This is a genomic window from Pseudomonas sp. LBUM1661, from assembly GCF_059695925.1.
Genome location: NZ_CP166794.1, coordinates 1,258,064 through 1,277,201 on the forward strand (window position 1 = coordinate 1,258,064; position 19,138 = coordinate 1,277,201).

The following is a 19,138-nucleotide window of genomic DNA, read 5'->3' on the forward strand; positions in this document are numbered from 1 at the left end:
CGCCGCTACGCCGTTGCACGATCCCCGTAGCAGCTGGCGAAGCCGGCGTTCGGCATTGCTGTCAGGCCAGCTGCTGATAATCCTGGCGTATGGGTTGCGGGACGGTCCCTTGTTGCGCGAAACGGTGCTGGATGAAGTCCGCGCTCAACTCCACCACGCGGCGGTATTGCAGGTCGACGGTGATCATGTGATAGCAGTCGTCCAGCAGGATCTTCACCACCGGGCCGCCCAGCTTGCGTTCGACATAGTCGGCGTTCCAGCGGCTGGTGATGTCGTCTTCGCGCGAGTGCAGGACCAGTGTTTGAGTGGTGATCTGCGGCATGCGTTTTTTCACCGCCGCCACCAACCGGTGCAGTTCCCGAACACTGACGCCGGACATCGTCAGCAGCCCGGCGTTGGTGCTTTCACCGGCCTTCATCTGCCGCTCGACGAGGGCCCGCAAGCGTTCATCCTTGATACCGAACGGGGATTTTTCGTTGAAACGGCACAGGTGCACGCCAAACGGAATCGCCATCAGCAACGGCGTGAGCACCGCGACCTTGGGCATGTTCCAGCCGTCGTAACGCAGCGTGGTCGAATACAGCAACAAGCCTTCGATCTGCCCCGGATGCTCGGCGGCCAGGTACATCGACAGCACCGCGCCCATGGACAAACCGCCGACAAACACATGCTCGTGTTTGCGGCGTACGCCGATGAAGGTCTTACGCGCGCTCTCGTACCAGTCGCGCCACCCGGTGGCTTGCAGGTCGGCGTTGTCCCCACAGTGCCCGGCCAGGGTCGGCACGTAGACCGTGCACCCAGCCTTGGCCAGTCCGGTGGCCACCCGGCGCAATTCGGTCGGCGTACCGGTGAGGCCGTGGATCAACAGCACCGCGACCTCGCCGCTGCCGAGAACGAAACCGGCACTGCCTCCGCCCATGTCGATCGCTTCGGCCATCATCTTTGCATCGCTCGGTGCAGCAGACGGTCGAGCAGGGCGATGCCCAGATCGATTTCCGGGTAGCTGATTTCCAGCGACGGCGCGAGGGTGATCACGTTCTTGTAGTAACCGCCCACGTCGAGAATCAGACCCAGGCGTTTGCCATCGATTTCGATGTCGCCCTTCATGCCTTCCTCGACCATGAAATCGAGGGTCGCCTTGTCCGGGGTGAAACCGTCCGGGCCGCAGATTTCGCAGCGCAGGGCCAGGCCCAGACCATCGACGTCGCCGATGATCGGGTAGCGTTTCTGCAAATCCTTCAGGCCTTCAAGGAAGTATTTGCCCTTGTTCATGACCATCGAGCCGTAGTCAATTTCGCTGGTCATCTTGAACATTTCGAGGCCGACTGCGGTGCCCAACGGGTTCGACGCGAAGGTCGAATGCGTCGATCCGGGCGGGAAGATTTTCGGGTTGATCAATTCTTCCTTGGCCCAGATGCCACCCAGCGGGTTGAGGCCGTTGGTCAAGGCTTTGCCGAAAACAATCACGTCCGGTTTGACGTCGAAGTGCTCAATCGACCACAGCTTGCCGGTGCGGTAGAAGCCCATCTGGATTTCGTCGACCACCATCAAGATGCCGTGCTGGTCCAGCACATGCTTGAGCTCGCTGTAGAAATTCATTGGCGGAATCACGTAGCCGCCGGTGCCCTGGATGGGCTCGACGTAGAACGCGGCGTACTCGCTCTGGCCGACTTTCGGGTCCCAGACGCCGTTGTATTCGGTCTCGAACAACCGGGCGAAATTCCGTACGCAATGGCTGCCGTACTCTTCCTTGCTCATGCCTTTCGGGCCGCGGAAGTGGTACGGGAACGGGATGAATTGCGCACGCTCGCCGAAGTGGCCATAGCGGCGGCGATAGCGGTAGCTGGACGTGATCGACGAGGCGCCGAGGGTGCGTCCGTGGTAGCCGCCCTCGAAAGCGAACATCAGGCTTTTGCCGTTGGTGGCGTTGCGCACGACTTTCAGCGAGTCCTCGATGGACTGCGAGCCGCCGACGTTGAAGTGCACGCGGCCATCGAGGCCGAATTTTTTCTTCGCATCGACGGCGATCATTTCCGAGAGCTCGATCTTGCCCTTGTGCAGGTACTGGCTGGCGATTTGCGGCAGGGTGTCGATCTGCTGTTTCAGCGCGTTGTTCAGGCGCGGGTTGGCGTAGCCGAAGTTGACCGCCGAGTACCACATTTGCAGGTCGAGGTAGGCCTGGTCTTCGGTGTCCCAGACGTAGGAGCCTTCGCAACGGCTGAAGATTCGTGGCGGTTCGATGTAGTGAACGGTGTCGCCGTAGGAGCAGTACCTGGCTTCTTTTTCCAGAAGGACCTGGTCTTCAGGCGTGGCGATTCGAATATCAGACATGGTGGAAGAGTTCCTGTGTTTCTGCGTTGAAGGAGGTGGCGTTGGCGGCGCTGGCGTTTGGCAACAAGGCCAGCAGCGCAGGCAGTTCGGCGAAGCTGTCGAAGCGCGCATAGGCGATGCCATTGCGTTCGCAGTGCTCGGCCAGGCGATCCTTGGCGAACACGAAATCGGCGGTGGCGGCCACGCACATGTCGGACTGGCCATCGCCGATCACCAGCACCCGTTTGGTGCCGGGGGTGGATTTGCATTTGCAGTTGCCGGACGCGGCGCGGCAGGCGTCGCTTGAGTGCGGGAAGTCGATGCGCCAGCGCTGGTGGTCAACCTGGCGCAAGCGGTTGGCGAGGATCGGCAAGAGGCTGACGTAGTGGCGCGCCAGGATCCGCGCGATGCCTTGTTCGATGCCGTCACTGACCACTTCAAGGGAAGCGCCGAGGCCGATCACGTGGTCGACGAAGTCAGGGAAGTCCGGATCGATGTCGATGCTGTCGAAGAACCCGAGCAGCTCGGCGGGCGTGGCCTTGACCAGCGAGAGCTGGCGGCTGAGGCATTCACGGGAACCGATGTCGCCCGCCAGCCACTCGTTTTCGATCGCTTCCCAACTCGGGTCGGCGAAACGCTGGAGGATGCTGTCGATCACGTCGGTGCGGGTGATGGTCCCGTCGAAATCACACACGATATGCCAGTCAATCATCTGCTGTACCTTCTTGTAAAAAGTGTGCGCAGGTTGTGCTGCCTGCGCTGCAAAAGGGGTAGAGCAGGGAGTGTGCCAATCGGGTTAGGCCCAGCAGGGCTGGGGTTTTGGCGGGATTCGCGGTGGGCGAAGCTACAATTTTTGTAGGTCGCTACAATCAACATGAGTGCTTGCGCGAGGGGCGGGGATTGATGCGCGCACACCCCTGACTGGCGCCATCGCGAGCAGGCTCGCTCCCACAGGGGGAATGCATACCAATGTGGGAGCGAGCCTGCTCGCGAAAGCGTCCTTGAATTCGACAGACATCTACTTCTCTTCACCCTCGGCGAGCAACGCAATCCCGCCCATAATCACCGCCACTCCCACCCAGTGCAGCACGCTGATCTGCTCGCCCAACCCCAGCCACGACCCCAACAAAACCCCGACAAACACCAGCGAGCTCAGCGGAAAAGCCAGGGACAAACTGCTACGCCGCAGTATCAGCATCCACACAAAAAAAGCGCCGATGTAGCAGGCAATCGCCAGCCACACGCCGGGGGTGACTGCCACCGCCAGCAGCCATTGCACATTGAAATCCATCTGCCCCAGTTGATCTCCGCCGACCTTGGTCGCGATCTGGCCGGCACTTTCAAAACCGATCAACAGCGCCCAAAGCACCACGGTGCCGAGGCGCTCGTGCAGCCAGTCGGTCTTGCCTTTGAGCATCGATTGAGCCTCATGCATGGGCGACACACACGAGCATGACGCCCGCCGTAATCACCAACGTGCCAAGCCAGCGCCGCCGGCTGACGGTTTCACCTAGGATCAGTTTTCCGGCCAGCACCACGCCGCAATACGCCAGCGCCGCCGCCGGAAACAACAGGCTCAGCGGTGCCCGGGACAAGGCTTCGAGCCAGACGAAAAACTCGATCACGTAGGCGCCGATGCCGCACCACAGCAGCGGCGCGTTGAACACCTGGCCCCAGAACGCATTCAGCCGAAAGCCGCCTTCAAGCTCGGGCAGGCGGTCCAGACCGAGCTTGAAACAGAGCTGACCGATGACGTCCAGCACAATGGAAAACGCCACCAGGACAATCACCGTGAAGGTCATGGGAACAACTCCTCGAACAGCTCGATCAGCGCCTGATTGGTCGCCGCGTTGCGCAGCAGATCGGTGTGGCTCCAGCGTTCGGCGGGCGGCTGGTCGGACTTGGCTTCCCAGCGTTTGAAGGCGTTGCTGAAGGCCGGCGGGGCGTATTCGCCGCAGATGTCGATGCCGATGATTCGTTTACCGGCCGCCAGCATGCGTATGGCGTGCAGCAGATGACTGAGGCGCATGCCGCCCTGATCCCAATTGGTCGCCGCGTCTTCGCTGGCCAATACGTCCTTGTCGAGGGTGATCCACACCGCGTCGGTGGGCAGGCTGGCGATCATCTGTTGAAGAAACACCGGCCAGTCCAGCTCGGCCAGGTTGCGCCAGTGCAGCAGGTTTTCCTGCTGCTGATGCCCGGCACCATCGCCAACCCGGCCCCAGACCTTGGAGGGCGGGTGCTGCCACGGGAACAGCTGCAACACTCCACGCCTGAGGGCGCTGAGGTTGCCGCCCTTGAGCTGCGGATTTTGCAAGTCGTCGCTGCACGGGCCGAGCGTGACGATGCGCCGGATGTTCGGCAGTTTCAGCGCCTGGTTGACCCACGAACCGCAATGCCGACGTGGGGCGAAGTGGACCCAGTCGGGGTGATTGTCGAAGTGGATCAGGCTCACCGGTTCCGGCAAATCGCTCAGGAAGGCCGGTGTCAGGTGATGGTAGTCACCGGAACCCACGAAGAAGATTTCAGGCTGCGGGCCGCTGTGGCGCGGGCGTTGCTGCAGGCGTTCAGCGAAGCGCCGCCAGGTTCGTTCGCTGGACCAGAGCCGCAGTTTCGGGCCGAGGTCGAGCAGGTCCAGGCGTTTGGCACGACCGCTGTCGAGCAGCTGCGCGATCGGTGCCTGAGCCGTCAGGCTGTGGTCGAGATCTAAAATGTTCAAGGTCGCAATTCACCCTTGGCACACCCTCCCAGACACCGGCTCCATCCATCATGAAGGCCGGCCGAGAGGGCTTTTAGGGGTAAATGCAAGGGCCGGGCCAGCAGTTGACGATCGTTCCCACGCGTGGGAACGATCAGAGGGTGGTCAGGCGTGGAAGCGAACCCAAACCGTGACCAACACCGTCGCCGCCATCAACCACGCCACCGCCGCCACGGCCAGTGAAGCCTCCAGCCGCATCCGGTCGACCATCACGTACAACGTCGCCAGGTAGATGAAGTACGGAATGATCGACCACATGCCAAACACGATGGTGGTCTTCAAATCCTCCAGCGAGCGCCCCTTGCCGACGATGTAATGCGCAATCAGGGCAAAGGTCGGAAACAGCGGCACCAGTCCGGCGATGTAGTAGTTTTTGGTCTTGGCCAGGGCGGCGAGGATCAGCACCACCGCCGCGCCCAGGGTGGCTTTGAGAATCAGGTCCATCAGTGGCTCAGCCCGTACTTCTTCACCTTATCGAACAAGGTGGTCTTGGCCATCCCCAGTTCCAGGCTGGCCTGGGTCAGGTTGCCGCCGCTGCGCTGTAACGCATCGCTGAGCAGGTTACGTTCAAACGCTTCCACCGCTTCGGCGAACGCCAGGCCCTGATTGCTGCCGCTGGCACCGGATTTCTTGAACGCTGGCAGACCGAGGGCGAAGCGCTCGGCGACGTTGCGCAGCTCACGCACGTTGCCCGGCCAGTCGTGGCTCATCAGGTTCGATAAGGTCTGGTTATCCAGGTCCGGCACGGCGCGGTCGAAACGCAAGGACGACTGCTGCAGGAAGTGTTCGAACAGTTGCAGGATGTCTTCGCGACGTTCGCGCAGTGGCGGCAGTTCCAGGGTCACTACGTTGAGCCGGTAATACAGGTCACTGCGGAATTCGCCGGCCTTGCTCGACTCGTCGAGATCGGACTTGGTCGCCGCGATCACCCGGCAATCCACCGCCACGCTCTGGTTCGAGCCGAGGCGTTCGAGGGTGCGTTCCTGCAACACCCGCAGCAATTTGATCTGCAAGGGCAGGGGCATGCTTTCCACTTCGTCGAGGAACAACGTGCCGCCGTCGGCGTGTTCGATCTTGCCGATCCGCCGCTTACCGGCGCCGGTGAAGGCATTGGCCTCGTGGCCGAAAATCTCGCTTTCGAACAAGTTCTCTGGCAAGCCGCCGCAGTTCAGCGCGACGAACTGTTTGGTGTGGCGCCGACTGAAGTCGTGCAGGCAGCGCGCAACCAGTTCCTTGCCGGTGCCGGTCTCGCCTTCGATCAACACGTTGGCCGACGTATCGGCGACGTTGACGATCAATTCGCGCAGGTTCTGCATCGCCGGCGAGCGGCCGATGATCCGGCCTTCGAGGGAATCGCGCTCGGCCAGTTGTCGACGCAGCGACGAGACTTCCCGCGCGAGACTGCGTTGCTCCAGCGCGCGGCGCGCCACGTCCACCAGGCGTTCGGGGGAGAAAGGTTTCTCCATGAAATCGTAGGCGCCTTTCTGCATCGCGCCGACGGCCATGGAAATGTCGCCGTGGCCGGTAATCAGCACCACCGGCAGGCTGCGGTCGCGGGCCTTGAGCCGGGTCAGCAGTTCCAGGCCATCGATGCCCGGCAGGCGGATGTCGCTGATGACGATCCCGGCAAAGTTGTCGCCAACGCGCTCCAGCGCTTCTTCTGCGCTGCCCACGCCCACGCAGGGAATGTCTTCGAGGGTCAGCGCCTGTTGGCAGCCGAGCAGCACATGGGGGTCGTCTTCGACGATCAGCACACTAAGGTCGTTGTTCATATTGGCTCGGCGGAAGTGAGGCTTACCAACGGTAAACTGAGGACGAAGGTGGTACCACCGCTGGCCGGGTGTTCGACACCCAGGTGCCCGCCGGTGGCGGCGGCCAGGCTTGCCGACAAGGTCAAGCCGAGGCCCAGGCCTTGTTCGCCGGGTTTGGTGGTGAAGAACGGTTCGAACAGATGCTTGCGCGCTTCGGCGTCGATGCCGTGGCCGTTGTCGCGCACCCGAAGGCGATATTTGCCATCGAACACTTCGCCTTCAAGCCATAACTCCGGCAGCGGTTGCGCCTGCATCGCGTCGAGGGCGTTGCCGATCAGGTTGACCAGGATCTGCTCCAGACGGGTCTGGTCGATCTGCACCTGCACATCGGCAAAGTCACGATGCAGTTGCAGATGGATGCTATCCACCCGACCCCCGAGCAGTTGCAACGCGGCATCCACCGCTTTGCCGAGGCAGGCCTGGCCTTTGTCATCGCCGCGACGGGCGAAGGAGCGCAGGCTGGCGGTAATCCGGCCCATGCGGTCGATCAGTTCGTTGATGGTCTTGAGGTTGGTGCTGGCCACGTCCAGCTGACCGCGCTCGAGAAAACGCACAGTGTTGCCGGACAAGGTTCGCAGCGCCGCCAGCGGCTGGTTCAATTCATGGGCAATGCTGGTCGACATCTGGCCGATGGCGGCGAGTTTACCGGCCTGCACCAGTTCATCCTGAGCCCGGCGCAACGTCTCTTCAGCCTGACGGCGTTCGCGGATCTGGCCCTTGAGCCGTTCGTTACTGGCGCGCAGGTCGGTGGTGCGTTCGGTAATCCGACGCTCCAGTTGATTGTTGGCTTCCTGCAAGGCTTCGCGGGCGGCGAGGCGGGTGGCGATCACCTTGCGCCGCTCGTTCCAGGCGATCAGCAGGAACGCCACCAGGGCAAATGCCACCGCCACCAGAATCCCCTGATTGATCGCCTCGCGGCGCAAATCCTGGAGGGGCGTGAGCAGGGTGAAATGCCACGGGGTGTCGCTCAGCGGGCGGGTTTGCGAGAGGTAGCTGATGTCCTCTTCGTCGGATTCCACTTCGCTGTTGGCGGGGAACGTCAGTTTCTCCTCGCCTTCGGCCAGTTTCTCCCGGGCCAGCGGTTGCAGTTCGTTCAGCGGGAACCAGTAATACTGCAGGCTGCGGGCGAGTTTCTCCTTGGTGTCGTCGCTCAGCGGAACAACCGATTTGAGTCGCCGCGCCGGGTCGCTGGAGAGAATGATGATGCCGTTCTCGTCGCTGACGAACGCTTCAAGGCGCGCCCGCTGCCAGCGTTCTTCCATGGCTTCGAGGCGGACCTTGACCACCGCGACGCCGATGATCTTGCCGTGCTCTTCCAGGCCGTGGGCCAGGTAATAACCGGGTTCGCCGTTGGTGCTGCCGATGCCGTAGAAGCGTCCCGGCTGACCGCGCACGGCGTTCTGGAAATAGGCGCGAAAGGACAGGTCTTCACCGAGGTAACTGTCGACATCGCGCCAGTTGCTGGTGGCCATGACACGGCCGGTGGTGTCCATCACGTAGATAGCCCGACTGCGGCTGCGCCGGTTCAGGCCTTCGAGGTAATCATTGACCGTCTGTCGGTGTTCCGGCGTCGGGTCGGCCAACAGCTTTGAAACGCTGGTTTCGAGTTCCAGCAGGCTGGGCAGGTAGGTGTACTTGCTGATCTCGCTCTCGACGGCGCGGGCGTGCAGTTCCAGCTGTCGCTGGCCGTTCTCGCTGAGGCTGCGGATGCCGTAGTGCTCACTGACCCAGAAGCCGATGTAGCCCAATCCGATCATCAGGGCGATGACCAGCGGCGGCAGGAACAAATGGCGAATCAGACGGGGTTTCACGGCGAGTGATGGCGGCGCGGCGCGATAGAGAGTGGGGTCGCATTTCATCACAGATGCCTTGGGTCAACCACAACACTTGCTTGTGAATCGTCGCCGACCCTTGTGGGAGCGAGCCTGCTCGCGAATGCGCTAGGTCAGTCAATGTCGATGTTGACTGTTAAGCCGTCATCGCGAGCAGGCTCGCTCCCACAGGGTGGGAGCGGTGGCAGGACTTAGTGCTGCAGAATCTTGTTGAGGAAGTGCTGCGTACGCTCGGCGCGGTGGCTGATGTCGCCGAAGAAATCCTCTTTCTTGCAGTCTTCGATGATCTTGCCCTGGTCCATGAAGATCACGCGGTCCGCCACTTTGCGGGCGAAGCCCATTTCGTGGGTCACGCACATCATGGTCATGCCTTCATGGGCCAGTTGCACCATCACGTCGAGCACTTCGTTGACCATCTCCGGATCGAGCGCGGACGTCGGTTCGTCGAACAGCATGACGATCGGGTCCATCGCCAACGCACGGGCAATCGCCACACGCTGCTGCTGACCGCCGGAGAGTTGCCCCGGATGCTTTTTCGCGTGGGCCGAAAGACCGACGCGTTCGAGCAGTTGCAGGGCTTTCTTGGAGGCCTCGTCCTTGCTGCGACCCAACACCTTGACCTGAGCGATGGTCAGGTTGTCCATGATGCTCAGGTGCGGGAACAGTTCGAAATGCTGGAACACCATGCCCACGCGCGAACGCAGTTTCGGCAGGTCGGTCTTCGGGTCGGCGATGGACGTGCCATCGACCACCACGTCGCCTTTCTGGAACGGTTCCAGGGCGTTGACGCATTTGATCAGGGTGGATTTGCCGGAGCCGGACGGTCCGCACACCACGATCACCTCGCCTTTTTTGACCTCGGTGCTGCAATCAGTCAGTACCTGGAAGTCCCCATACCACTTGTTGACGTTCTTGATAGAGATCATACGGCGAACCTTTTTTGCAGACGCTTGACCAGCTGCGAGGCGGCAAAGCTGATGATGAAGTAGGTGAAACCGGCAAAAATCAGGAACTCATTGGAGCGCCCGATGATGTCGCCACTGGCGCGCGAGGCATTGAGGAAGTCCACCAGGCCGACCGCATAGACCAGCGAGGTGTCCTGGAACAGGATGATGCTCTGTTGCAGCAACAGCGGGGTCATCTTGCGGAACGCTTGCGGCAGGATGATCAGGCGCATCATCTGGCCGTAGGTCATGCCCAGGGCCTGGGCGGCACCCATCTGGCCCTTGGGAATCGACTGTACGCCGGCCCGGACGATTTCGCAGAAGTACGCCGCTTCAAACATCATGAACGCCACGATGCACGAGGCGAACGCGCCGATCGGCGTGTCTTCGCCGGTGATCCAGCGCAGCACGAACGGCACCGCCAGGTAGAACCAGGTGATGACCAGCAGCAGCGGGATCGAACGGAAGTAGTTAACGTAGGCGCCGGCAATGTTCGACAGCAGTTTGCTGTGGGACAGGCGCATCAGCGCCAGGATAGTGCCGAGGATGATCCCGCCGACGACGCCCAGCGCCATCAGTTGCAGGGTCATGACCATGCCGTTCCACAGGCCCGGCAGGGACGGGATGATGCCCGAGAAGTCGAATTCCATCATTTACCCCCCACGGAGATCAGGCCAGGCACGGCGACTTTCTTCTCGACGCCGCGCATCAGCAGCATCAGGCCCATGTTCAGGGTGAAGTAGATCAACGTGGCCAGGGTGAACGCTTCGAACAGGTTGGCGGAGAACTCGGCGGTCTGTTTGGTCTGTGCAAGCAGCTCCATCAGGCCGATCAGCGACGCCACGGAGGAGTTCTTGAAGACGTTGAGGAATTCCGAGGTGAGCGGCGGAATGATGATCCGGTACGCCTGGGGCAGCAGCACGTTCCAATAGATCTGCGGCAGCTTGAAGCCCATGGCGCGAGCGGCCGCTTCCTGGCCACGAGGCAGCGCCTGGATGCCGGTGCGCACCTGTTCGCAAACCCGTGCGGTGGTGAACAGGCCCAGGCACACGACGACGCTGAGGAAGGCCGAGGTGGTCGGGTTCAGGTCCTGTTTATACCAGTCCTGCAGGTTCTGCGGCAGCAGATCGGGCACCAGGAAGTACCAGATGAACAGCTGCACCAGCAGCGGCACGTTACGGAAGAGTTCGACGTAGCAGGTCGCGATGCCCGACACGATACGGTTCGGCACCGTACGCATGACACCCAGCACCGAGCCCAGCAGCAGCGCGATGATCCAGGCAGCAACGGCAATGGCGATGGTCCAGCCCAAGCCGGAGAGGTACCAGTCGAAATAAATCTCGCTGCCCACGCCGGTGGACTTGAAGAACACGCCCCAGTCCCAGTTGTAATTCATTAGGGTCTCCCCTCAGATCGTTCGATGTACAAATGCCCGCCTGGGGAAACTCCGTTCCCGCCCGATTGAAAATCAGGCACACACGAGCGGCTCGACAGCCACCGGTTCGAGTGTTTCCAAAAATGCCAGCAGGGAGTGACAACCTCCTGAAAGGGCAGAGGCCCTCTCAGGAGATAAGGTTAGTCAGAAATCAGGACTTCTTGTCGTCAGCCGCTTTATCGGTCGGATTAGCGATCAAAGCCTTGAGCTCGTCGCTCATCGGGAAGTTCAGGTTCAGGCCTTTAGGCGGGATTGGCTGCATGAACCATTTGTCGTAGATCTTGTTGATCTCGCCCGACTTGTAGGTCGCGATGATGGCGTCGTCGACCGCCTTCTTGAACGGCTCGTCGCCCTTGCGGACCATGCAGCCGTAGATTTCGTAGGACTGTGGAGTACCGGTCACGGCCCAGTCATCGGCCTTCTTGGCTTTGGCGGCTTCACCGGCCAGCAAGGCGTCATCCATCATGAACGCAACAGCGCGGCCCGATTCCAGCATCTGGAACGACTCACCGTGGTCTTTGGCAGAGATGACATTCATGCCCATCTGCTTGTCGGCGTTCATCGATTTGATGATGCGCTCGGACGTGGTGCCCGCGGTGGTCACGACGTTCTTGCCTTTAAGGTCGTCGAAATCCTTGTACGCGGAGCCTTTCTTGGACAACAGGCGGGTACCGATTTCGAAGATGCCGACGGAGAAGGCAACTTGTTGCTGACGCTCGACGTTGTTGGTGGTGGAACCGCACTCGACGTCCACGGTGCCGTTCTGCACCAGCGGGATACGGGTTTGCGAAGTGACCAGGTTGTATTTGACCTGCAGGTTCGGCAGGTCCAGGTCTTTCTTGATGGCTTCGACGATTTTCAGCTGGATATCGTGGGAGTAGCCAACCGGTTTGCCGGAAGCGTCTGCGATATAGGAAAACGGAATGGATGCGTCACGATGCCCGAGGGTGATGACGCCGGACTCTTTGATCTTCTTCAGTGTGCCGGTGAGTTCGGCAGCGAAAACTGGAGTGCTAATCAGAGCGGCAGCAATGGCTGCGCCCAGGATGTGGGGAACGATGCGCATCAAATTTTCCTCGACATTGTTTTTTTTATGGAGCCAGTTCATCGGCCCTTTTTGTGCTTCGAATGTCTGCCGGCTCCTGAAGGGTTGGCGCAACAAAGCATTCGTCCAAGAGTGTAGAGCATGACTCGTGCCAGGCCAGGCCTGACAGATCAACTTATTGATTTATAAGGGGATTAAATATTTGTGGCGCCGAATTGGCCACTGGATAATCCGGTTAACCGAACCGACCGGCAGGTCGCGTTCGGAAAACCGAATGAAATATCGACGTTAGCCTGATATCAGGTGTATTTGCGCTTGTCCGGCGCTGGCGGGAAGTACTGGTACAACCAGGTTTCGCTCAACGTGCGGTCATTTGTGCGGATGAACAACCGCAGCTCCACCGGCTCTACGCTGTCGTTGGTCGGGTACCAGTCGAAGGTGATGCGGTAGCCCTTGATGTCATCGAGCACCAGCACGTTGAAGTCCTTGACCTGACCGTTCGAGCACGTGACCACCGGCTCGATCCCGGCGCCCTCGGGCAAACGGTCCAGACCGCCGCCCGTGAAGTCCACGGCGAAACGCCGCGCCCAGACTTCCGGATAATGCTCGCCCGGTGCCCAGCCTTCGATGAAACCACCCATGCCGGAACGGGTCGCGTTGACCCGGGCCAGCGGCGTGCCGACCGGTGGCAAGGCGCTCCAGTAGAGCTTGTAGCCGTAGTTCAACGAGTCGCCGGCAGCCACCGGTTTTTTCGGGGTCCAGAACGCGACGATGTTATCCAGGGTTTCGCCGGTCGTAGGAATTTCCAACAGATCGATAGAGCCTTCGCCCCATGCGGTTGTAGGTTCTACCCACAGGCTTGGGCGCTTGCTGTACCAGTCGACGGTGTCCTGGTAGCTGTCAAACTCGTGATCCGTTTGCACCAGGCCGAAGCCTTTCGGGTCAGTGTCGGCAAACGCGTTGAATTGCAGGGTGGCCGGGTTGTTCAGCGGACGGCAGATCCATTCGCCGTTGCCGCGCCACATGGCCAGACGGTCGGAGTCGTGGATCTGCGGGTGAATGGTGTCGCACATGCGCCGCTCATGGGTGCCGCAGCTGAACATGCTGGTCATCGGGGCAATGCCCAATTGTTCGATGGCGGTGCGCGCATTGATGTGGGCGTCGATGGCCATGACCACCTGGCTGGCCTGGCAATCGATGTCGAAACGGTAGGCGCCGGTGGCACTCGGCGAATCCAGCAGGGCATAGACCACGAAGCGGGTGCTGTCCTTGTCCGGGGTTTCGAACCAGAACTTGGTGAAGTCCGGAAATTCCTCACGCTTCTTGGCATAGGTATCGATCGCCAGGCCGCGCGCCGACAGGCCGTACTGGCCGCTGGCGTCTACCGCACGGAAATAGCTGGCGCCGAGGAAGGACAACACATCGTGTTTATCCAGCTCGGGAGCCTTGAACAGCTTGAACCCGGAAAACCCCAGGTCGGCGCCGAGCTGCTTGGTGTCGACCGTGGTTTTTTCATAATTGAACAGCGACGGGCGGAAATGCACCTCCCGCGCCTGACGCGTCTTGGGATCGACGCTGTACATGCGCACCGGCTGCTTGAACCCCATGCCGACGTGGAAAAACTGCACATCCAGCTGACCGTTCAGATCATTCCACAGGGAATGATTGCCGTCGTAGCGGATCGCGTTGAAGTTCTGCGGCGTCATGGTCGCCAGCGTCGGCGGCAGCACCTGCTTGGTGTCTTGATATCGATTGCCAGCGAGCTGCTTGGCTTGAATCTTCAAGGCTTCGAAGTCGAAGGCCTGGGCGTCGCCGTCGGCCGCGCCATTACCGGCCCAGGCACGAGCGGCCAGGAGGCCGCTGGCCGAAAGACCGGTGTAGGCCGCAATGGCCATGGACGCTTTGAGCAAATTCCTGCGGTGCATAAGTATCAACCTGTCGTGAACAATCCCGCGCCGTTCCTGGCACGTACTGGATCAAAAATAACGGTTCGGACATGCCTTCGGCCAAACGCAACGGACTCTAAACAGATGCCAAATAGCTTAAACCGTTCGGTTGCGGAGGAAAAATGATTGATATCAACGTGACAGCGCGGCAATGAAACAAGAAATGTCGGTGAAGTTTTCCGACAGGACTTTCTGATTTATAGGGCATATCTGCTTTTTTCGACTAATTACTCTAAAAACGCTTTTCAGCGCCGATTTACTTCCTATTCTATGGGCATGACCGGTTTCGGCCCTTCAGGCCGGTGGGTTTCAGCGGGCACAGAGCGACCGCTGAAAGTAATAGGGCGATGCAGGTTTTTCAGATTTCTTTGACGTATAGAAGGACATCGTCCATGTCGAAAGTACAAGGCATCACTGAACTGTTGGGAATCTTTCCATGCCTGGTGACAGGGCGGCGCAGGCGTCGGCTCAATTCGGAGGAAATGAAATTGGTGGAGCGGTACCGGGAGTTGTCGGAGAGCGACCGGATTGCGATGCGGTATCTGGTGGATGCGATGAGGAGTGTTTCAAGGTTTTGAGGAGGCGAAGGACCTGGCCGTGGCGCTGTGTTGCGGCCGCGGTCTGTATCAGCTGACGCAGCCTGCGTTCGGCTGCGAAGCAGTCGTAAAACCTGAGCGCACGGTCTTCCTGAAGCACCGCGCCGTCTGATTTCACGTCTGCTGCGCAGCGGAACGCAGGCTTCGCCAGCTGCTAAAAAGTGCGTGTCTGTGCTGAGGTTTTCTTAATAGGTTGTAGGAATTGGTGTTCTGTCGAGAAGGGCTGATCTGTAGGAATTTCCTGTTTTTGCATGAAGTGCAGTGAAGCAGCGCCGCACCTGAAGTTTTTCCTATAGTTTTTCTGCTTTCAGTCATGAACTGCAGGTTTGCTACATGTTGATCGAGTTTTCGGTTTCCAATTATCGCTCCTTCCGTGAGAAGCAAACCCTGTCCATGGCTGCGACGCCGCGCCTGAGCAAAAAACGCAACGTATTCAAACCACCCGTAAAGGGAGAAAAGCTGCCGGACTTGCTGAAGGTGGCCGCGATTTACGGACCCAATGCGTCCGGCAAATCTTCGATGATTCGGGCGATGGGAATCATGGGGCATTTACTCGCTTCTACAGCGACTTCAAATGATGAACCTCTGCCGGTTTCACCGTTTCGTTTTGACCCGCAGCTCAAGGACGAACCCAGTTTCTTTGAGTACAACTTCATTCAAGGCAGGCTCCGCTATCGGTTTGTTCTGCGCATGACGGCGCAGCGGATAACTGAGGAGCAATTGGTTTCATACCCCAATGGCAAAGAAACGCTGCTGTATGAGCGTCGCTTTGATGATGAAAAGGAGCGGTATGTTTTTGGCTCAAGCCTTGAAGGTGGCGGAGAAGTTCACAACGCCTGGCGGGGACAGTGGGTTGGACACTCAACTGATCTTTACCACTCACGACACACATCTAATGGACGCCAAAACGCTTCGGCGCGATCAGTTCTGGATCACCGAACGAGATGCTAACGGCGCAACCGGTCTTTTCTCTGTACACGATTTTGAAGGACGGGAAGGGGAGGACGTCGAGAAACGCTACTTTGAAGGTCGTTATTGCGGGTTGCCATTGATAAGGCGGGGTTGACCATGGCGCGTTCGATACGGCTGTTTGATCGAAAGGCTCCGCGGTTCAAGCCTCAACCCACAGTGTTTCCCTTTCCATGCCTCAAGCAATCTAGCATCACGAACCCTGCCCGCATCACTGCGAGCAGGGCAATCGCCGTTACCGACTAAACTTCCAGGCATCCCCCGCAGGCGCCGTCCCGTGGTCATACGGCTTGGCAAGCCACATATAAAGCAGCCCCAACCCAATCACGATCGCAGTACTCAGCACCATGGCATAGTTGATGTACCACGCCGCATCCGGCGTGCGTGGCCAGGCCATGTTGATAATCGCGCCAACACCGTAAACCAGCGCGCCGATGTTCACCGCCCAGCCCCAGGCGCCGAGGGTGAATTTGCCGCTCGGTTTCCAGCCTTTCATGCGTGCATAAAGGGCCGCGAGGACGATCATCTGGAAGGCCAGGTAGATGCCGATGGCCGCGAAGCTGACGATGGTGGCCACCGCGTCCTGCAGGAAGAAGCCGAGGATGATGATCAGCGCCGGCAGTACGCCGGAGACGAACAGTGCAGCAACCGGCACCTGGGTCGTAGGGGAAATCTTTTTCAGCAGTGAACTGCCGATGACCATTTCATCCCGGGCGTAGGAGTACAGCAGGCGACTCGCCGCTGCTTGCAGGCTGATGACGCAGGAGATGAAGGAAATCATCACCACGCCCATCACCACTTTCGAACCGACCGGGCCGAAGGCGTTGTTGAGGATGGTGGTGACCGGGTCTTTGTCGGTGCCGTTGATCACGGCTTGCATGTCGGGCACGGCGAGAATCAGCGCCAGGCACGCGAACATCGCGGCGATACCGCCGATGTAGATGGTCATGCGCATGGCCACCGGGATCTGCTTGCTCGGGTTCGGGGTTTCTTCGGCCACGTCGCCGCAGGCCTCGAAGCCGTAGTAGAGGAACATCCCCGCCAGCGAAGCGGTGAGGAAGGCCGGCAGGTAAGAGCCGTCGATGCTGATGTCGAAGGTGTTGAACAACACGCTGATCGATTGATGACGCTCGAAGATCAGCAGGTAGACGCCGACAATCACGGCGCCGACCAATTCGCAGAGGAAACCGAACATGGCGATCCGTGCCAGCACTTTGGTGCCGCTGAGGTTGACCAGGGTGGCGAACAGCGTCAGGAACAGCGCAATGACAATGTTGGTGTTGTTGCTCGGTTCAAAGCCCATCATCGCGGCCAGGTACGGACCGGCACCGACCGCAACAGCGGCGATGGTGACGCAAAGGGCGATGGAGTAGATCCAGCCGACCATCCACGCCCAGCGTTTGCCCACCAGGCGGCGGGCCCACGGGTACACGCCGCCGGAAATCGGGAACTGCGAGACCACTTCACCGAAAATCAGGCACACCAGCAACTGGCCGCAGCCGACCAGTAAATAGGCCCAGAACATCGGTGGCCCGCCAGCGGCGAGGCACAGGCCGAAGAGGGTATAAACCCCTACGACCGGCGAGAGGTAAGTGAAGCCCAGGGCGAAGTTTTCCCACAGGCTCATGCTGCGGTTGAAGTTCGAGGTGTAACCCAGTTTGCGTAGTTGCTCGGCATCGCTGTCGACGACGGCTGTGGAGAGTTCGGGTGATGCACTCATGTGTGTTCGCTCCGGAAAATCGGCAGATTTCGGATGTCCGAAGCCGTGACGGGGCCTTGGGGGCGCCGCCCGAATCGGTGGTTATTGTTTTGGCTGCTTTGGGGTGGAACCTGGTGGTGCGTACTGCCGGTTTCGGCCTTGAAACCGAGGTGACGCCATCGCCAGCAGGCTGGCTCCCACAGGGGAAATGCATTCCAAATGTGGGAGCCAGCCTGCTGGCGATGCTTTTAATGCTTGAACATCACATGCCGCACGACGGTGTAGTCCTCCAACCCATACATGGACATGTCCTTGCCATAACCGGACAATTTCTGACCGCCATGGGGCATTTCGCTGACCAGCATGAAGTGGGTATTCACCCACGTGCAGCCGTACTGCAACCGCGCTGAAAGGCGATGCGCGCGACCGACGTCCGCGGTCCAGACCGATGACGCCAGCCCATAGTCCGAATCGTTGGCCCAGCCCAGTACCTGGGCTTCATCGGTGAACTTGGTCACCGACACCACCGGCCCGAACACTTCGCGACGGACGATTTCGTCGTCCTGTTGCGCGTCAGCCAACACCGTCGGCTCAAAGAAGAAACCATTGCCTTCAACAGCCTTGCCACCGGTGATCAAACGGATGTGCGGCTGCGCCACGGCACGTTCGACGAACCCGGCGACGCGGTCGCGATGTTGTGCGGTGATCAACGGCCCCAGTTCGGTCGATGGATCATCCTGCAAACCGTACTTGATGCTGCTGACCGCTTCGCCGAGCTTTTCGACGAATTTTTCGTAGATGCCGGCCTGGGCGTAGATGCGGCAAGCAGCCGTGCAGTCCTGGCCGGCGTTGTAGAAACCGAAGGTGCGAATGCCTTCCACGGCCGCGTCGATGTCGGCGTCGTCGAAGATGATCACCGGGGCCTTGCCACCCAGTTCCATGTGCATGCGTTTGACGCTGTCGGCGGTGCTGGAAATGATGTTCGAGCCGGTGGCGATCGAGCCGGTCAGCGACACCATGCGCACTTTCGGGTGCGTGACCAGTGGGCTGCCGACCGTAGGACCACGGCCGAACACCAGGTTGAGCACGCCGGCCGGGAAAATCTCCGACGCCAGTTCGGCCAGGCGCAGGGCGGTCAGTGGGGTTTGTTCCGACGGCTTGAGCACCACGGTATTCCCGGCGGCGAGGGCCGGGGCGATTTTCCAGGCAACCATCATCAGCGGGTAGTTCCACGGCGCGATGGAAGCGATCACGCCGACCGGGTCGCGGCGGATCATCGAGGTGTGGCCGGCCAGGTATTCACCGCCGGCCGAACCGCTCATGCACCGGCTGGCACCGGCGAAGAAGCGGAACACGTCGGCAATCGCCGGAATCTCGTCGTTCAGCGCGGCGCTGTAGGGTTTGCCGCAGTTGTCCGATTCCAGTTTGGCCAGCTCTTCACCGTGGGCTTCGATGGCGTCGGCGAGTTTGAGCAGCAACAGCGAGCGCTCTTTCGGTGGGGTTTGCGACCAGCTGTCGAACGCCGCATCGGCAGCCCGCACGGCGGCATCGACCTGGGCTTCGCTGGCTTCGTTGATTTCGATCAACACGCGGCCGAGGGCCGGGTTGAACACCGGTTGGGCGGGGCCGTCGCCGTCGATCAGTTGGCCGTTGATCAAGAGTTTGGTTTGCATGGCATTGTCCTCATTGCAGCTTTTATTTTTCTGTCGGAACCGAAAAACCTGTGGGAGCGGGCTTGCCCGCGATAGCGGTGGATCAGTCAACATCATCGTTAAATGTGACGCTCCCATCGC

The 19,138-nt window shown here is 60.1% G+C and carries 17 protein-coding genes and 1 pseudogene; 2 read left to right on the forward strand and 16 right to left on the reverse strand.

The genetic code is table 11. The annotated features are described in order from the left end of the window. Window positions 1–61 precede the first annotated feature (61 nt). The 14 genes from ACA057_RS05610 to ACA057_RS05675 all read right to left on the reverse strand — a co-directional run bounded on the left by ACA057_RS05610 (window position 62) and on the right by ACA057_RS05675 (window position 14,060). Window positions 62–940 (reverse strand): alpha/beta hydrolase, encoded by an 879-nt coding sequence (locus tag ACA057_RS05610; protein WP_497346593.1) that lies wholly within the window; start codon window positions 938–940, stop codon window positions 62–64. Then, entirely contained in the window at window positions 937–2,331 is a 1,395-nt protein-coding gene (locus ACA057_RS05615; protein ID WP_497346595.1) for an aspartate aminotransferase family protein, read from the reverse strand. The genes ACA057_RS05610 and ACA057_RS05615 overlap by 4 nt, the downstream gene beginning before the upstream one ends. After that, entirely contained in the window at window positions 2,324–3,022 is a 699-nt protein-coding gene (locus tag ACA057_RS05620; RefSeq protein ID WP_497346597.1) for an MtnX-like HAD-IB family phosphatase, read from the reverse strand. Before ACA057_RS05620 ends, ACA057_RS05615 begins: the two co-directional genes overlap by 8 nt. Window positions 3,023–3,328: 306 nt before the next feature. Continuing rightward, on the reverse strand, window positions 3,329–3,727 hold the full coding sequence (locus ACA057_RS05625; protein ID WP_497349816.1) for a DMT family transporter: 399 nt from the start codon (window positions 3,725–3,727) through the stop codon (window positions 3,329–3,331). Between the two features lie 10 nt (window positions 3,728–3,737). After that, a complete protein-coding gene (locus ACA057_RS05630) occupies window positions 3,738–4,112 on the reverse strand; it encodes a DMT family transporter (protein WP_497346599.1) in 375 nt (124 codons plus the stop codon). Then, window positions 4,109–5,029 carry an arginase family protein gene (locus ACA057_RS05635; RefSeq protein WP_497346601.1) on the reverse strand — a complete coding sequence of 307 codons (921 nt, stop codon included), beginning with the start codon at window positions 5,027–5,029 and terminating at the stop codon, window positions 4,109–4,111. Before ACA057_RS05635 ends, ACA057_RS05630 begins: the two co-directional genes overlap by 4 nt. Before the next feature lie 144 nt (window positions 5,030–5,173). Then, on the reverse strand, window positions 5,174–5,503 hold the full coding sequence (locus ACA057_RS05640) for a GlpM family protein (RefSeq protein WP_497349818.1): 330 nt from the start codon (window positions 5,501–5,503) through the stop codon (window positions 5,174–5,176). Between the two features lie 8 nt (window positions 5,504–5,511). Further along, on the reverse strand, window positions 5,512–6,840 hold the full coding sequence (gene aauR / locus ACA057_RS05645; RefSeq protein ID WP_497346603.1) for a two-component response regulator AauR: 1,329 nt from the start codon (window positions 6,838–6,840) through the stop codon (window positions 5,512–5,514). Beyond that, window positions 6,837–8,738, reverse strand: a complete 1,902-nt coding sequence (gene aauS, locus ACA057_RS05650) for a two-component sensor histidine kinase AauS (protein ID WP_497346605.1) — start codon at window positions 8,736–8,738, stop codon at window positions 6,837–6,839. The genes aauR and aauS overlap by 4 nt, the downstream gene beginning before the upstream one ends. A gap of 164 nt (window positions 8,739–8,902) precedes the next feature. Beyond that, window positions 8,903–9,637: an amino acid ABC transporter ATP-binding protein gene (locus ACA057_RS05655; RefSeq protein ID WP_059407702.1), complete on the reverse strand. Its 735-nt coding sequence runs from the start codon at window positions 9,635–9,637 to the stop codon at window positions 8,903–8,905. Continuing rightward, complete coding sequence (locus ACA057_RS05660) at window positions 9,634–10,305, reverse strand: amino acid ABC transporter permease (protein ID WP_401360782.1); 672 nt, start codon at window positions 10,303–10,305, stop codon at window positions 9,634–9,636. Before ACA057_RS05660 ends, ACA057_RS05655 begins: the two co-directional genes overlap by 4 nt. Beyond that, the gene (locus ACA057_RS05665) at window positions 10,305–11,051 is read right to left on the reverse strand and encodes an amino acid ABC transporter permease (RefSeq protein WP_059407704.1); all 747 of its coding nucleotides are present in this window, start codon (window positions 11,049–11,051) and stop codon (window positions 10,305–10,307) included. The genes ACA057_RS05660 and ACA057_RS05665 overlap by 1 nt, the downstream gene beginning before the upstream one ends. Before the next feature lie 190 nt (window positions 11,052–11,241). After that, window positions 11,242–12,156 (reverse strand): glutamate/aspartate ABC transporter substrate-binding protein, encoded by a 915-nt coding sequence (locus ACA057_RS05670; protein WP_497346608.1) that lies wholly within the window; start codon window positions 12,154–12,156, stop codon window positions 11,242–11,244. A gap of 278 nt (window positions 12,157–12,434) precedes the next feature. After that, window positions 12,435–14,060 (reverse strand): glucan biosynthesis protein D, encoded by a 1,626-nt coding sequence (locus tag ACA057_RS05675; protein ID WP_497346610.1) that lies wholly within the window; start codon window positions 14,058–14,060, stop codon window positions 12,435–12,437. Window positions 14,061–14,473: 413 nt separating this feature from the next. Here ACA057_RS05675 and ACA057_RS05680 point away from each other — a divergent pair, with 413 nt between their 5' ends. Continuing rightward, complete coding sequence (locus tag ACA057_RS05680) at window positions 14,474–14,659, forward strand: hypothetical protein (RefSeq protein WP_150748243.1); 186 nt, start codon at window positions 14,474–14,476, stop codon at window positions 14,657–14,659. A 351-nt stretch (window positions 14,660–15,010) separates the two neighbouring features. Beyond that, window positions 15,011–15,743: pseudogene (locus ACA057_RS05685) on the forward strand (AAA family ATPase). Window positions 15,744–15,881: 138 nt separating this feature from the next. Here the strand turns inward: ACA057_RS05685 and ACA057_RS05690 are convergent. Continuing rightward, complete coding sequence (locus ACA057_RS05690; RefSeq protein ID WP_497346612.1) at window positions 15,882–17,366, reverse strand: APC family permease; 1,485 nt, start codon at window positions 17,364–17,366, stop codon at window positions 15,882–15,884. A 227-nt stretch (window positions 17,367–17,593) separates the two neighbouring features. Beyond that, window positions 17,594–19,018, reverse strand: coding sequence for a gamma-aminobutyraldehyde dehydrogenase (locus tag ACA057_RS05695; RefSeq protein ID WP_497346614.1), 1,425 nt, complete (start codon window positions 19,016–19,018; stop codon window positions 17,594–17,596). Between the last annotated feature and the right edge of the window lie 120 nt (window positions 19,019–19,138).